Here is a 14,096-nt window from a genome sequence, read left to right on the forward strand (position 1 = left end):
CCAGAAAACGGAGCCGCACCCATGGAACTGAACAGACGCACGGTCATCGCGGGAACAGCAGCGGCGGGCCTCGCCACCACCCTCGGCACGGGCAGCGCCCAGGCCGGCACCGGTTCGGGAGGCCGCAAGCCGGTGAGGGAACTCTTCGGCACCCTCGCCGACGGCACGAAGGTGTACCGCTGGTCGCTGGAGAACGGCGGCACCCGGCTGAAGGTCCTGTCCTACGGCGGCATCGTCCAGACCCTGGAGCTGCCCGACCGGCACGGCCGGTACGCCAACGTCGTGGCCGGCTTCGACGACATCGCCGACTACGTGGCGAAGAGCCCGTACTTCGGCGCCCTGATCGGCCGGTACGGCAACCGCATCGGCAAGGGACAGTTCACGCTGGACGGCACGTCCTACCAGCTCTCCGTGAACGACGGCGTCAACAGCCTGCACGGCGGGGCCAAGGGCTTCGACAAGCACGTGTGGGACGTGGAGCCGTTCACCGAGGGCTCGGACGTCGGGCTGCACCTGCACTACACGAGCGTCGACGGCGAGATGGGCTACCCGGGCACGCTGCGGACGACGGTGACGTACACCCTCACCCGGCACGGCGACTGGCGCATCGACTACGCGGCCACCACCGACAAGGCCACCGTCGTCAACCTCACCAGCCACGTCTACTGGAACCTGGCCGGTGAGGGCAGCGGCACGATCGAGGACCACGAACTCACGATCGCCGCCTCCCGGTACACCCCGACCGACTCCGGCCTGATCCCCACCGGCGAGCTGGCCGAGGTCGCGGGCACCCCGTTCGACTTCCGGCACGCCAAGCCCGTCGGCCGGGACATCCGGGCGGGCCACGAGCAGCAGGTGCAGGCCAAGGGGTACGACCACAACTGGGTGCTGGACAAGGGGATCACGGCGAGGCCCGAGCACATCGCCACCCTGCGCGACCCGCGCTCCGGCCGCACCCTGAAGATCGCCACCGACCAGCCGGGCCTCCAGTTCTACTCCGGCAACTTCCTCGACGGGACGCTCACCGGCACCGGCGGGCGCACCTACCGGCAGGGCGACGCCCTGTGCCTGGAGACGCAGCACTTCCCGGACTCGCCGAACCACGCCGAGTTCCCGTCGACGGTGCTGCGGCCGGGGCAGACCTACCGGACGTCGACCCTCCACACCTTCGGGGCGTGAACCGGCTCACACCGCCGGTGAGTTGAACGCCACTGCCGTCTCCCGCGTATCGAAGGGCGGCCCGTGCTCCCCCGCACGGGCCGCCCTTCGACGGAGGTTCCCTTGGCCGGCAACGTCACCTCGTTGTTCCGCGGCACCGCCGCGCACAGCCCCTCCATGGCGGCGCTGACGCGGGAGGGCGGCGACGGGACCGGCCCGGTGGACTTCTGCGTTCCGTGCAATCCCTACTTCCCGACGCCCGCCATGTTCGAGGAGATGGCGGGCCGGCTGCGCGAGATCGTCACGTACTACCCCAGCAGCGCCGACACCATCACGGCGGAGCTGTGCGACCTGCTCCGGCTCCCGCCGCAGTGCGTGGCGATGGGCAACGGCTCCACGGAGCTGATCACCTGGATCGACCACCTGCTGGTCCGCGAGTCCCTGGCCGTCCCCGTACCCACCTTCGGCCGCTGGACCGACCAGCCGATGGAGACCGGCAAACGGGTCGACATGTTCCCGCTCCAGGAGGCGAACGACTTCGCCCTGGACCTCGGCCGGTACGCCGAGTTCATCCGTGCCCGCGGCACCCGGGCGGCCGTGATCTGCAACCCCAACAACCCCGACGGCGGTTTCCTGCGCCGGCAGCAGATCGTGCGGTTCATGGACGCCATGGCGGACCTCGATCTGGTGATCGTGGACGAGTCCTTCCTGGAGTTCGCCGACGCGGAGGCCGAGCCCAGCGTCGTCCAGGAGGCCATGCTCCGCCCCAACGTGGTCGTGCTGCGCAGCCTCGGCAAGAACTTCGGTCTGCACGGCATCCGCTTCGGCTACCTCGTCGCCAACCCGGCGCTCGCGGGCAAGGTCCGCTCCATGCTGCCCAAGTGGAACCTCAACTCCTTCGCCGAGCACGTGGTGTTCATGCTGAAGGAGCACGGCGCCGAGTACGCGCGGAGCCTGACGCAGGTCCGCCGCGACCGCCTGGAGATGGCCAGCCACCTCTCCGCGCTCCCCGGCCTCACCGTCTACCCCTCCCAGGGCAACTTCCTCTTCGTGCGCCTGCCCGTCGGCGCCGAGGGCACGGTGGTGCGGGACCGGATGCTCACCGAGCACCGGATCCTGGTCCGCGAGTGCGGCAACAAGATCGGATCCTCCAGCCGCTTCCTGCGGCTCGTGGTGCGCCCCCAGGTCGACGTGCGTCGCCTGGTGTCCGGCCTGGAGCAGGTGCTCTACGGGTCCAGGAGGGAAGCCGCCGTACCCGAGCCGGGCACCGGGACCGGCTACAGCTCGGGTACGGCGGCGGTCGACCGGCTGGTCAGCGAGACCAACGGGGCCGGCCTGCGGCTCACACCGGCCGGCCCCGCTCCGGCCGCCGGCACCGGCATGCCGCTCCCCGCCGCCGTGACACCGCCCGGCGGCGGAATGCCGATGCCGGCGGCAACCCCACCGCCACCTGCACCGGCTCCGGCGGCTCCGGTTTCTCCGGCGGCGGCCGTGATGCCGGCACCGGTACCTGTGCCGCCGGCTCCCGTACCGCCACCGGTGGCCCCCGCGCCCGTACCGCTCGCGCCCGCCGCGACCGTCGCTCCCACCCCGCCCGGCGTTCCGGCCCGGGGCGGGCTCACCGCCGCCCAGGTCCGCGGGATGACGGCCCCGGCGCCCGCCGCCGGCCTGACCCCGGCCCCCGCGACGGGCTGGCCCAACGCGCGGAGCTGGCCGAACGCGGCGGGGACGGGCCAAGCGGCCGTCTGACGCCGGTCCCGGTGATTGACAGGTTCGGCCGATGCCGGTGACTGTCACGTGCGCGAACCTGAACATCTCTGACTGGCGGCTGAGCTGACGCGGTTCACGGAAGCGGTCCGCGAGGGGGTCTCGGACCTCGGTGCCGACCCCTCCCTGATCCCCGCACTCAGCACGCCACCGGCCGGCTACTCCCCCGGGGCGGGGGAAAGCCGACGGCACGCCACCCTCGCCGGGACGTGACCGTTGGGCCGCTCGCTTCTCGGTCAGTGTCGGGGTGGGCTTGGCGGCGAACGGTAGGTGGAGGGACCCGAGGGGCTGATGGGGCGCCCGGGACACCACGCCAGGAGCCACCCCCGCCACCGCGGCCCCGACCCGGCGTGCCGGCGAGGCGCGTTCGCGCACCCCTGGCGCCGGGGGCGCGGTCAGTTGGCCTCGGGGCCCGTTACCGGCGGGGCCACCGTCTTTCCGGGCGGCCCGGCAGCGACCGACTCGGCCGACGCCCGCTCACTTGCCCCGGACGACCGTGGGGAGGACCGTCCTGAGGGACGTGACCGGGTGGCCGATCTCCAGGGAGCCGAGGATGCCGTCGAGGAGGGCGGCACCGGGGACACCGGTGGGCGGCGCGGGGCGCGTGGCGGCTTCGGCGGTGGCGGCGGATGCCAGGAGGGCGGCCGTCAGGGCGGTGACACAGGCGAGTTTCTTGATCATGCCCGCCCTAACGAGGCACGCCCGCGAGGGAAACCCGCCGGTGCGCCGACCGGGGGACCGGCGTTACGCCTTACGGGTTCTCCCAGGCAGCCGGTTCCGCCGCCAGGGCGCGGACCGGCTCGGGGAGGGCGTCGGCCGCGAGGTCGGCGAGGGTGACGCCCTCCAGGATGCGGCGGACATTGGCGCGCAGGGCGATCCACAGGGGCAGCAGCGGCTGGGCGGTGCCGCTGTAGGAGAGGCCGGTCGGGCGTTCGCCGCGTACGGACACGATCGGGCCGTCGACCGCCCGGATGACGTCGGCCACGGTGATCGAGGCCGCCTCCCGGGCCAGGCGGTAGCCGCCGCCCCCGCCGCGCCGGCTGTCGACGATCCCGGCCCGTCGCAGGTCGCCGAGAATCCCTTCCAGGAACTTGTGCGGGATCTCCTGCACGGCGGCGATTTCTTCTGCTTTCACCGGGCCGTTACCCTGCCGTACGGCCAGCTCCAGTACCGCCCGTACCGCGTAATCCGCCCGTGCCGAGATCCTCATGGGTCCATTGTGGGGCGTGTCCGCGGGGAGAATGGCCGGACCGCGCCCCCGTAAGACCGCCGGGAGGATCCACCTTGGCGCTCAGCAGACGTACCTTCAGTGCCCTGGCCGGCTCCGCCGCGCTCGGCCTCGCCCTGGGCGGCAGCGGCGGCCCCGGGGCGCCCTCCGCGTACGCGGGCAGCAGTGCGCCGACCGGTCCGGCACCACTGCCGCCGCGCGTCGACGGCGAGCGGCACACCATCGGGTACGACCGGTACTCGCTGCTCGTGGACGGGCGGCGGCTGGTGGTGTGGTCCGGCGAGATGCACCCGTTCCGGCTGCCCAGCCCGTCCCTGTGGCGGGACGTGCTCCAGAAGATGCGGGCGCACGGGTACAACGCCGTGAGCATCTACGTGGCGTGGAACTACCACTCCCCCGCGCCGGGTCAGTACGACTTCAGCGGCGTCCGGGACCTGGATCTGTTCCTGCGGACGGCCGCCGAGACCGGGCTGTACGTCCTTCTGCGGCCCGGTCCTTACATCAACGCCGAGGTGGACGGCGGGGGTTTCCCCGGGTGGCTGACGGCGACCAGGGGCGCGGCCCGGACCGACGATCCGGTCTACCTGGCGCACGTGGACGAGTGGCTGACCCAGGTGAACCGGATCGTCCGCCGGCATCTGTTCACGCAGGGCACCGGCACGGTCCTGCTGTACCAGATCGAGAACGAGTACGACGCCCATGTGGACGAGGCCACCGGGCGGAACTACATGGCCCACCTGTACCGGAAGGTGCGGGGCGACGGGATCGACGTCCCGTTGTTCCACAACGACAAGGGGCGGAACGGGTACTGGGTCCCGGGGTCGTTCGACACCGGTGGGGAGAGGGGCGGCTGGCTGTACGGGTTCGACGGGTATCCGTCGCCGTCCCAGACCCCGCCGGACTGGGGGCACTACGGGCCCGGCGGGGCGAAGGGCGGGGCCACCGCCTCCCCCACCACCCCGGGGTTCGTGCCCGAGTTCGGGGGCGGCTGGTTCGATCCGTGGGGCGGGGCGTGGTTCGACGGCAAGGGGTACGCCGAGTCGCGGCGCACCCGGGACGCCGCGTACGAGCGGCGCTTCTACCTGACCAACCTCGCCAACGGACTCACCCTGCACAACGTGTACATGACGTTCGGGGGGACGTCGTGGGGCTGGCTGCCCGCGCCGGTCGTCTACACGTCGTACGACTACGGCGCCGCCATCGACGAGGGCCGGAACGTCACGGACAAGATCGCGCCGATGCACCAGCTCGGCCATCTGCTCCAGCGCGTGCCCGACTTCGCCAAGCTGGACCGGGCGGCGGACGTGACGGCCGCCGGGCTGAGGGTCTACCACCTGACCAACCCGGACACCGGCACCCATGTGTACGTCGCCCGCAACGACGGCGCCGATCCGGTCACCACCGAACTGCCCACCGACGTCGGCAGGCTGCCGATCACCGTGCCCGGCAAGGACGCCAAGCTGCTCACCACCGGGCTGCCGCTGGGCAGGCGGACCCTGAAGTACGCCACCGTCGCGCCCATGACGGTCCTGACGGCGGGCCGGCAGGACATCGCCGTGTTCGCCGGGCGGACCGACGAGATGGCCGAGCTGGTGCTGAAGTGCCCGCAGGAGCCCTCCGTGCAGCGGCTGGACCCGGAGGCCGGCTGGGCGTACGACCGGAACGAACTCCATGTGAACGCCCCCCTCGGCCAGGACGGGCTGACCCGGGTGCTGGTGCGCAAGGGCGAGACGGACACCCCGCTGCTGCTGCTCTTCGCCGACGACGCCACCGCCGTACGCCTCTTCCCGTACGACACCCCGTCCGGGACGCTCCTCGTCTACGGCCCGGCGCTGCTGCGGCACGCGGAGCTGCGCGGCTCGGAGGTCCATCTGACCGGTGACATCACCGAGCGGACAGGCATGGAGGTGTGGGGCCCGCGCGGGATCGACACCCTGGTCTGGAACGGGCGGAAGCTGCCCACCCGGGCCACGCTCTCCGGCAGCCTGCTGACCACCGGGATGCTGCCGGACGTGCCCGAGGTGCGGCTGCCCGAGCTGGGCGGCTGGCGGATGCGGACGGAGAACCCGGAGGCGGGCCCGAGCTTCGACGACTCGTCGTGGAAGGCCGCCGACAAGACGTCGTCGTACAGCACCACGGCCGTCCCGGACGGGCAGCCGGTCCTCTTCGCGGACGACTACGGCTTCCACTACGGGGACGTCTGGTACCGGGGCAGCCTCACCGGCACCACCGGGGTCGAGGAGGTCTCGCTCGCCTACAGCACCGGCACGCAGGGCCTGCTGATGGCCTGGCTGGACGGCGAGCCGCTGGGCACGCACCGGATGCCGGTGCCGGACAAGGACGTGACCATCCGCAAGGGCAGCTGGGCGGAGACGGCGGTCTTCCCGGTGCGTGAGCGGCTGCGCTCCCCCGGCCGGCACGTGCTGTCGGTCCTCGTCCGGCGCATGCAGCACGACCAGGACGGCAAGGCGCTCGACACCCACAAGGCGGCGCGGGGCCTGACGGCGGTCACCTTCAAGGGTGCCTCGCCGAAGGTGCGGTGGCGCATCCAGGGCGCGGGCCCCGCCGACCCCGTGCGCGGGCCGATGAACAACGGCGGTCTGTACGGCGAGCGGGAGGGCTGGCACCTGCCCGGCTTCCGGGACCGGGACTGGGAGAAGGTGACCTTCCCGCGCGCGGCGCGGTACCAGGGCGTGACCTGGTACCGGACGACGTTCCGGCTGGCGGTGCCGGCCGACGTCGACGCCTCGGTCGGTCTGACCCTGGACGACGACCCGTACCGCGCCTACCGCGCGCAGATCTTCCTCAACGGCTGGAACCTGGGCCAGTACGTCAACAACGTCGGCCCGCAGCACACCTTCGTCCTGCCGAACGGCATCCTGCGCTCCCGGGGCGCCAACACCCTCGCGCTGGCGGTCCTCTCGGAGTTCACCACGCTGTCGGGCCCCGGGTCGGTGCGGCTGACGCTGCTCGGCAAGGCGGCGGGGGGCGTGCCGGTCACGCCCGTCTGATCACGTTCCAGGACAGCGGTTCCCGTACGGCGGTGAGGGTGCCGTCCCTCAGGGCGGTGCCCTCGACCGGTGTGCGCTCTGCTGCTACTGGCCGGCCAGGCCGGCGCGTCAATGGGTCGCACACAAGCTCATAGGTTGTTCCTCGTTGAACAACGGTCGCCGGATCGCATGACGCGGACACATCCAGGCGCGTACGCTCGGACCAGCCGCAATGGTCGGTGGGAAGGGAGACAGATGAGTTTCGGGGGCGCGCGGGAGCAGGCGGCACGCCTGGCCTCACGACTGCGACGCTCCCGCTCCGGCCCGGCCCGCACACGGCGCTCCGGTCCCGGCTCGGCGATGCGCGCCCTGGCCGGCGACCTCGCCGCCGCCGTCCGCGCCCGGCCCGAACCACCCGACGGCATACGGGCGTTGTGCCGCGCGCTGTGCGAGGAGATGAGCGCGCTGCGGGGCGGACGGCCGGTGGAGCTGCGCTTCGAACGCTTCCCGGACGAGATCGAGGTCACCGGCCTGTGGGTCGAGTTCGCCGACTTCGACCTGGTCATCGTGGAGGAGCGGGCCGAGGCCGTGCAGCAACTGGTCATCCTCGGGCACGAACTGTGGCACCTGCACGCCGGGCACCGGCACCACCACCTGGCCGGGGCCGCCGCCGCCCGGGCCCTCGCCGACACACCCGGCTGGCGGGAGGCGGCCCTCACCGTGGCCGCCCGTGACGGCTCCCGGGAGACCGACGAGGCCGAGGCCGACGACTTCGGGCACCGCCTGGCCACCCTGTTCCGGGGCCACCTCGACGGGACCCGCACCGCCCCGCCGGGCCCGGTGCAGCGCTCCCTCGGATACCGGGGGCGTGGAGGCACGGCCCGGTGATCCGGCTGGCGCTGAACCCCTCGGGATTACTCAGCGAGTTCTACATCTCCTTCTCGATCCCCACCGCTGTGCTCACCGCCGCCCTGGTGATCAAGCTGCCCACCATCATCCGGCTGTGGCGGGACCCGCTGCTGCGCGCGGTCGGCGGACTGCTGCTGCTCGCCTGCGCGGTGTTCGTGTTCTGCACCCCGTCCACCATCGCCCGGGTCAACCGGCTGACCGGCGTGCCCAACATCTCGGCGCCCTGGTGCTATTCGCTGATCACCGCGTTCTGCGGCTCCTGTCTGCTGCTCATCATCACCTGGCGCAACGGCCTGTCCGACCGCTCGGCCGCCACCCGCCGCGCCATGCGCAGGGTGATCTCGGTGTACTCGGGGGTGATCGTCGCCCTGTGGGTGCTGTTCCTGCTCGCCGACGCCCCCGAGGAGCGGCTGCGGGACCTGGACACCCACTACGCCACCACCCCGTTCATGCGCGAGGAGATCCTGCTCTACCTCGTCGCGCACGCCGTGGCCTGCCTGATCACCTCCCGGCTCATCTGGAACTGGGTGCGCACCGAGGGGCTGGACGCCTGGCTGCGCTGGGGTCTGAAGCTGCTGGGCGCCGGCTACGTGCTGAACCTGATCTTCGACGCGGTGAAGCTGATCGCCGTCCTCGCCCGCTGGGCCGGCCAGGACCTGGACTGGCTGAGCACCAATCTGGCCCCGCCCGTGGCCGCGCTCTCCGCCATCCTGATCGCCGTCGGCTTCATCCTGCCGCACGCCGGCCAGTACCTGCACGACCGCTGGCGGGTCCGGCTCGCCCACCGCGAACTACGGCCCCTGTACCAGCTGATGCGCACCGCGAGCGGCGAAGGGGTGCCGTTCGTGCTGCGCGCCACGCCCGAACTGCGGCTCACCCGGCGCGAGACGTTCATCCGGGACGTGCTGCTGCCGTTGGCCCGGCACATCGACACCGGGCTCGGCCGGCGCGCGTACGGCGCCGCGCTCGGCCTCGGCCACCCACCGGAGCGGGCCCGCGCGCTGGCGGCGGCGGTGAGCATCCTCGACGCCGTCGAGACCAAGGCCCGTACGCCGGAGTCGCCCGAGCCGGCCGCCGGGCCGGACACCACGAACCTGCTCCAGGAGATCGGGGCCGTCTCCCGAGCCCTCCGCCGTCCCGACGACATCGCGGCGGTGCGCGCGCGTGCGGCCGTCCCAGCAGAGAGCGTTGCCGCTCATGACTGAGCACAGACCCAGCGCCGTCGTCCTCGGCGGCTCCCTCGCCGGCCTGCCCTGGCGGCCGGCGGCGCCCGGGTGACGGTGGTCGAGCGGGCCGCCGGCCGCGGGACCGTCGTGGCCGGTCGCGCAGTTCCCCGCGTCCCTGGGAACTGAGGTTCCGTCGGCTGTGGGGTGCCGTGGCCGCTGCTGTCGGCGTAGCCGCGGGCAGTCGTGCCGCTGGGGCGGCACGGGTGGGCGCGGCGGCACCCCGTCAGCGCCGGGTTGCGCGGCCCACCCCGAGCCGCGTCGGTGGGCTCAGCCCTCGAACGCCGGTTGGGGCAGGCCCTTGCCGGCGCCGGGCACCACGAGCAGGGAGCCCGACAGGGGATCGGAAGGCGGCAGGCCGGTGCGGGCCGTGGTGATGTAGAGGTCGGTCAGGGCGGGGCCGCCGAACGCGCAGGCGGTGGTGCGGGGGGTCGGCAAGGTGATCACCCGGTCCAGCTCGCCGGCTGGCGTGTAGCGGCGGACCGCTCCCCCGTCCCACAGCGCCACCCACACACAGCCCTCCGCGTCGACGGTCAGCCCGTCCGGGAAGCCCGCGCCCTCCTCGATCTCCACCAGCGTGCGGCGATCACGGATACCGTCCTCGTCGTGGTCGAAGACGTCGACGCGCCGGGTGGGGCTGTCGATGTAGTACATCAGGCGGCCGTCGGGGCTCCAGCCCGTGCCGTTGCTGACCGTGACGTCCGGCAGGACCGTGCGCACGGCGCCGTCCCCCGTCAGCCGGGACAGCGTGCCCCCGCCGGGCGCCTCGTCGTACCGCATCGTGCCCGCCCACAACGACCCGTCGGGCGCCACCGCCGCGTCGTTCGCGCGGCGCCCGGCGACCGGCTCGCGGTGCAGCCAGCGGAACGTGTCGTCGGGGTCCAGCAGGCCCACGCCGTCCCGCAGGTTGAGCACCAGGCCGCCGCCCGCCCGGGGCTTGGCCGCGCCGACGTGCTGCGGTGCCGTACGGATCGTGCGCCGGCCGGAGGAGGGGTCGTAGGTGTGCAGCCGCGCGCCCAGGATGTCCAGCCAGACCAGCCGGCCCGTCGCCGGGTCCCAGGTGGGTCCCTCGCCGAGTGTGGCCTCGGCCCGCACCGCGACCTCGTACGCCGTCATGCCGCGCTCCGGTGGCCCAGCCGCTCCGACAGTTCCGCCGCGCCCTTCGCGGCCAGTTGCTCCAGCTCGGCCCGGCGCTCGTCGCTCCAGCGGATCATCGGGACGGAGATCGACAGCGCGGCCACGACCTGTCCGGCGCGGTCGCGGACCGGCGCGGCCACGCAGGAGACGTCCGGGTTGGACTCGCGGTTCTCCACGGCGATCCCGCGCTGCCGGATGTCCGCGAGGACCTCGCGCAGGGCGGCCGGGTCGGTGATGCTGTTCGGGGTCATCGCGGCCAGTGCGGTCCCGTCGGGGATCCGCGCGGTCAGCTCCGGCTCGGGCAGCGAGGCCAGCAGCATCTTGCCGACGGAGGTGCAGTGGGCGGGCAGGCGGCGGCCGGCGGCCGAGACCATGCGGACCGCGTGCGTGGAGTCGACCTTGGCGATGTAGATGACGTCGGTGCCCTCCAGGATGGCGACGTGCACCGTCTCGTCGCAGGTCTCGGCGACGGAGCGGGCCACCTGCTGGCCCTCGGCGGCGAGGTCGAGCTGCTCGGCGTAGCGGCTGCCGAGCTGGTACGGGCGTACGCCGAGCCGGTACCGTCCGGGCTGGCCGGGCACCTGCACGATGTACGACCGGGCGGCGAGCGTGGTGACCAGCTCGTGCACGGTGGTGCGGGGCAGCTGGAGCCTGCGCACGATGTCGGGGGCGGAGAGCGTCCCGTCCCCGTCGAGGAACAGCTCAAGAATGTCGAGAGCCCGGGTCACGGCAGGCACGAGGCGTCCCACGTCCGGCCCCCTCCCTTGGTGTGGCGTCTGCGTTCGAGATTTCAACAGACGATCGGCATGACGAACACAGGCTAGTCATGGTGGGTGGCGCGGGCAATGGCCGGGAACGACCCCGTGCTCACGGGCACCATGGACACCATGGATCTCGACTTCCAGCTGGTCCTGCTGCGCCGCATGGCCGACCACAACCCGGACCTCGTGGAGGACGCCCGGCGGCGGCTGGGCGCCTCGGTCGCGGACATGCGGGAGGCCAACAAGCGGTGGCAGGCGATGGTCCGCTCACCCCGGTCCCGGGGCGCTGCCGCCCGGTACCGCTCCGTCCTCGGCGAACCGGAGTCCGTGGTGCCGCGCCGGCTGGGCGACGTCGACTGCGAGGCCCGGCGGTGGGCCCTGCCGCTCTGGCCCGCCCTGCGCTTCGAGGTGCTCGTCGGGCCCGACGGCGGGGTCTGGAACGAATGGCTGGTGCGGGCGCCGGGTGCGCCGGCGCCACGGCTGCGCACGCTGGAGGATCTGACCCCGTGGTCCTGCACGGTGGACGAGGCCGCCCGCGCCTTCGCCCCCGCCCGTCCGCTGGAGGGCACCGCCCCCACCCGGTGGGGGCTCGCCCTCACCGCGCCCGACCACGACGGCGTACGGCGGCAGGTGGTCGCCGAGTTCACCTGGGGGCTGCTCCAGCGGACGGCCGTCCTCCCCTGAGCCGAGGTCACGTTCTTCAGGGAGTACGGGTGACCGCCGGGTCGGCCGGGGCCGCGTCCTCGGCCGCCGCGAGGATCGCCTCCGTCACACGCGGCAGCGAGTCCGGGTGCAGCCACAGGAACAAGTTCGGCTCGACCAGCTCCAGTTCCATCAGGCGGGGCCCGCCGTCCTCGCCGTCCACCAGGTCCACGCGCGCGTACAGCAGTCCGGGCACACCGGGCACGGCCGCCAGCGCCTTCTCGGCGACGGCGAGTTCGGCGTCCGTGGGCTGCCAGCGCTCCAGATCGGGGTGGGCCACCTTGTCGGCGTCGTACGGGGTGCCGGGTGAGAGCACGGCCCCCTTGCGGCTGGCGTGCAGCAGCCGCCCGCCGAAGAACTGCAACGCCCGCTCACCGCGCACGTCGATGCCCGGCATGTACGGCTGCACCATCGCGGTGAAGCCCTCCGTGTGCATGCGCGCCAGGTGCCGTACCGCCGTGTCGTGCTCGGCGGGTGTGTAGCGGGCGGCGAACCGGGCGCCCGCGCCCGAGGTCGGCTTGATCACGAACTCGTGCCCGGCCGGCAGGTCGGCCGGCTCGCCGGGGGCCAGGTAGCGGGTGGGGACGGTGGGCACGCCGGCCGCCGCCAGCTCCCCGAGGTACCGCTTGTCGGCGTTCCAGCGCACCACCGGGGCCGGGTTGGCGAGCCGGGTCAGCGCGCCGACCCGGTCCACCCAGGCGGCGAACTCCGTGGCCCGCCAGCTGTAGTCCCAGGTCGAGCGGATGACGACGAGGTCGTACCCGCCCCAGTCCACCGCCGGGTCGTCCCAGTACCGGGCCTCCGCCCCGGCACCGGCGTCCGTGAGCGCCCGCACCAGCGCCGGCAGGTCCGCGTCCCTGCTCGGTCCGGCTCCGGGGTCGTAGGTGGCGAGGGCTATGCGGGACACGGCGGACTCCCTGTCGTACGCGGGTTCGGCGGTCGGTGCGGCTGCGAGGCTAACAAGCGCCACGGGAACCGGGACAGCCCCGTTGACCTTCCCCTTCGGTCAGGCCCCAGCATCGGTGGCGGACGACGAGACGCGCGAGGTGCGCATGGAACTGCTGACCATCGGGGCGTTCGCGAAGGCGAGTCGGCTGTCGCCGAAGGCCCTGCGCCTGTACGACGAGCTGGACCTGCTGCCGCCCGCCCGGGTCGACCCGGACACCGGGTACCGCTACTACGCCCTCGCCCAGCTGGAGCGGGCCCGGCTCGTGGCCTGGCTGCGCCGCCTGGGCATGCCCCTGGCGGAGATCCGGGCGGTGTGCGCCCTGGACGCGGCGGACGCGGCCCGGGAGATCCGGGCGTACTGGGCGCGGGTGGATGCGGAGACGGCCGTACGGCGGGACCTGGCCGCGTTCCTCGTCGAGGAGCTGACCGGCGAGTCGAGAGGGAGACACACCACCATGCTGGAACTGCGTTACGCGGCGCGTTCGGACCGCGGGCACGTCCGCCCGGCCAACCAGGACACGGTGTACGCGGGCCGCAGGCTGCTGGCGGTCGCCGACGGCTGCGGCCCGGCGGGGGCGCCCGCGAGCCGTGCCGCCGTGGCGGCGCTGAGGTTCCTGGACGGGGAACCGGCCGCGGGCAGTGTGCTGAACCTGCTGGAGGAGGCGGTGCGCGGGGCGAACGAGGCCGTGCGGGACCTCGCGAGGGCCGCGGGGGAGGACGGCGAGGAGAGCGGGACGACGCTCACCGCGCTGCTGTGGACGGGGTCGAAGCTGGCCCTGGTGCACATCGGGGACTCACGGGCGTATCTGCTGCGGGACGGCGGGCTGTTCCGCATCACCCACGACCACAGCGTGGTCCAGTCGCTGATCGACGAGGGACGGCTGTCGCAGGAGGAGGCCGAGAGCCATCCGCAGCGGGCCTTGCTGCTGAAGGCGCTGGGGACCTCCGGTGCGCCGTCGGTGCCGGACCTGCGGGTGCGGGAGGCCCGGGACGGGGACCGGTACCTGGTGTGCTCGGACGGGCTGACCCGGGTCGTTCCCGACGCGCTGATCAAGGAGCTGCTGACCGCCGGGTCCGACCCGGAGGCCGTCGTACGGTCCCTGATCGGCGCCGCCAACGCGGCGGGCGGTCCGGACAACGTCAGCTGTGTCGTCGCCGATGTGGTGGAGGCCGCCCGCCCGCCCGCGTCGGCTGGAACCGGCGGTGCGGCACGGGTCCTGGTGTAGGAAGGGTGCTGTCGTCCCCGGCAGTCGGCACCGCCGACAGTGCAGTC

12 protein-coding genes are annotated in these 14,096 nt (G+C 73.2%); 7 read left to right on the forward strand and 5 right to left on the reverse strand.

The genetic code is table 11. The features are described 5' to 3' along the window. Positions 1-21: 21 nt before the first annotated feature. Positions 22-1,179 (forward strand): aldose epimerase family protein, encoded by a 1,158-nt coding sequence (locus IE273_RS00865; protein WP_189813181.1) that lies wholly within the window; start codon positions 22-24, stop codon positions 1,177-1,179. 102 nt (positions 1,180-1,281) lie between these two features. After that, on the forward strand, positions 1,282-2,907 hold the full coding sequence (locus IE273_RS00870; protein WP_189813182.1) for a pyridoxal phosphate-dependent aminotransferase: 1,626 nt from the start codon (positions 1,282-1,284) through the stop codon (positions 2,905-2,907). A 495-nt stretch (positions 2,908-3,402) separates the two neighbouring features. On the opposite strand, the gene IE273_RS00875 is transcribed toward IE273_RS00870, so the two are convergent. Continuing rightward, complete coding sequence (locus tag IE273_RS00875; protein WP_189813183.1) at positions 3,403-3,606, reverse strand: hypothetical protein; 204 nt, start codon at positions 3,604-3,606, stop codon at positions 3,403-3,405. A gap of 70 nt (positions 3,607-3,676) precedes the next feature. Continuing rightward, on the reverse strand, positions 3,677-4,135 hold the full coding sequence (locus tag IE273_RS00880) for an RrF2 family transcriptional regulator (RefSeq protein WP_189813184.1): 459 nt from the start codon (positions 4,133-4,135) through the stop codon (positions 3,677-3,679). 74 nt (positions 4,136-4,209) lie between these two features. On the opposite strand from IE273_RS00880, the gene IE273_RS00885 reads away from it, so the two are divergent. The 3 genes from IE273_RS00885 to IE273_RS00895 all read left to right on the forward strand — a co-directional run bounded on the left by IE273_RS00885 (position 4,210) and on the right by IE273_RS00895 (position 9,257). Next, a complete protein-coding gene (locus IE273_RS00885; protein WP_189813185.1) occupies positions 4,210-7,164 on the forward strand; it encodes a beta-galactosidase in 2,955 nt (984 codons plus the stop codon). A gap of 234 nt (positions 7,165-7,398) precedes the next feature. Beyond that, positions 7,399-8,031, forward strand: coding sequence for a toxin-antitoxin system, toxin component family protein (locus IE273_RS00890; RefSeq protein ID WP_189813186.1), 633 nt, complete (start codon positions 7,399-7,401; stop codon positions 8,029-8,031). After that, positions 8,028-9,257: an MAB_1171c family putative transporter gene (locus tag IE273_RS00895; RefSeq protein ID WP_189813187.1), complete on the forward strand. Its 1,230-nt coding sequence runs from the start codon at positions 8,028-8,030 to the stop codon at positions 9,255-9,257. Before IE273_RS00890 ends, IE273_RS00895 begins: the two co-directional genes overlap by 4 nt. Before the next feature lie 288 nt (positions 9,258-9,545). On the opposite strand, the gene IE273_RS00900 is transcribed toward IE273_RS00895, so the two are convergent. Together IE273_RS00900 and IE273_RS00905 are read right to left on the reverse strand one after the other, a co-directional pair. After that, positions 9,546-10,391: an SMP-30/gluconolactonase/LRE family protein gene (locus IE273_RS00900; protein ID WP_189813188.1), complete on the reverse strand. Its 846-nt coding sequence runs from the start codon at positions 10,389-10,391 to the stop codon at positions 9,546-9,548. Continuing rightward, complete coding sequence (locus tag IE273_RS00905) at positions 10,388-11,161, reverse strand: IclR family transcriptional regulator (RefSeq protein WP_189813189.1); 774 nt, start codon at positions 11,159-11,161, stop codon at positions 10,388-10,390. Before IE273_RS00905 ends, IE273_RS00900 begins: the two co-directional genes overlap by 4 nt. Positions 11,162-11,257: 96 nt before the next feature. Here IE273_RS00905 and IE273_RS00910 point away from each other — a divergent pair, with 96 nt between their 5' ends. Beyond that, positions 11,258-11,857, forward strand: coding sequence for a hypothetical protein (locus tag IE273_RS00910; RefSeq protein WP_189813190.1), 600 nt, complete (start codon positions 11,258-11,260; stop codon positions 11,855-11,857). Between the two features lie 16 nt (positions 11,858-11,873). On the opposite strand, the gene IE273_RS00915 is transcribed toward IE273_RS00910, so the two are convergent. Continuing rightward, positions 11,874-12,782, reverse strand: a complete 909-nt coding sequence (locus tag IE273_RS00915) for an ATP-grasp domain-containing protein (protein ID WP_189813191.1) — start codon at positions 12,780-12,782, stop codon at positions 11,874-11,876. A 145-nt stretch (positions 12,783-12,927) separates the two neighbouring features. Here IE273_RS00915 and IE273_RS00920 point away from each other — a divergent pair, with 145 nt between their 5' ends. After that, positions 12,928-14,049, forward strand: coding sequence for a MerR family transcriptional regulator (locus IE273_RS00920; RefSeq protein WP_189813687.1), 1,122 nt, complete (start codon positions 12,928-12,930; stop codon positions 14,047-14,049). Positions 14,050-14,096 lie beyond the last annotated feature (47 nt).

The sequence above is a fragment of the Streptomyces olivaceoviridis genome, from assembly GCF_014650115.1.
In the GTDB taxonomy this organism is placed as follows: domain Bacteria; phylum Actinomycetota; class Actinomycetes; order Streptomycetales; family Streptomycetaceae; genus Streptomyces; species Streptomyces olivaceoviridis.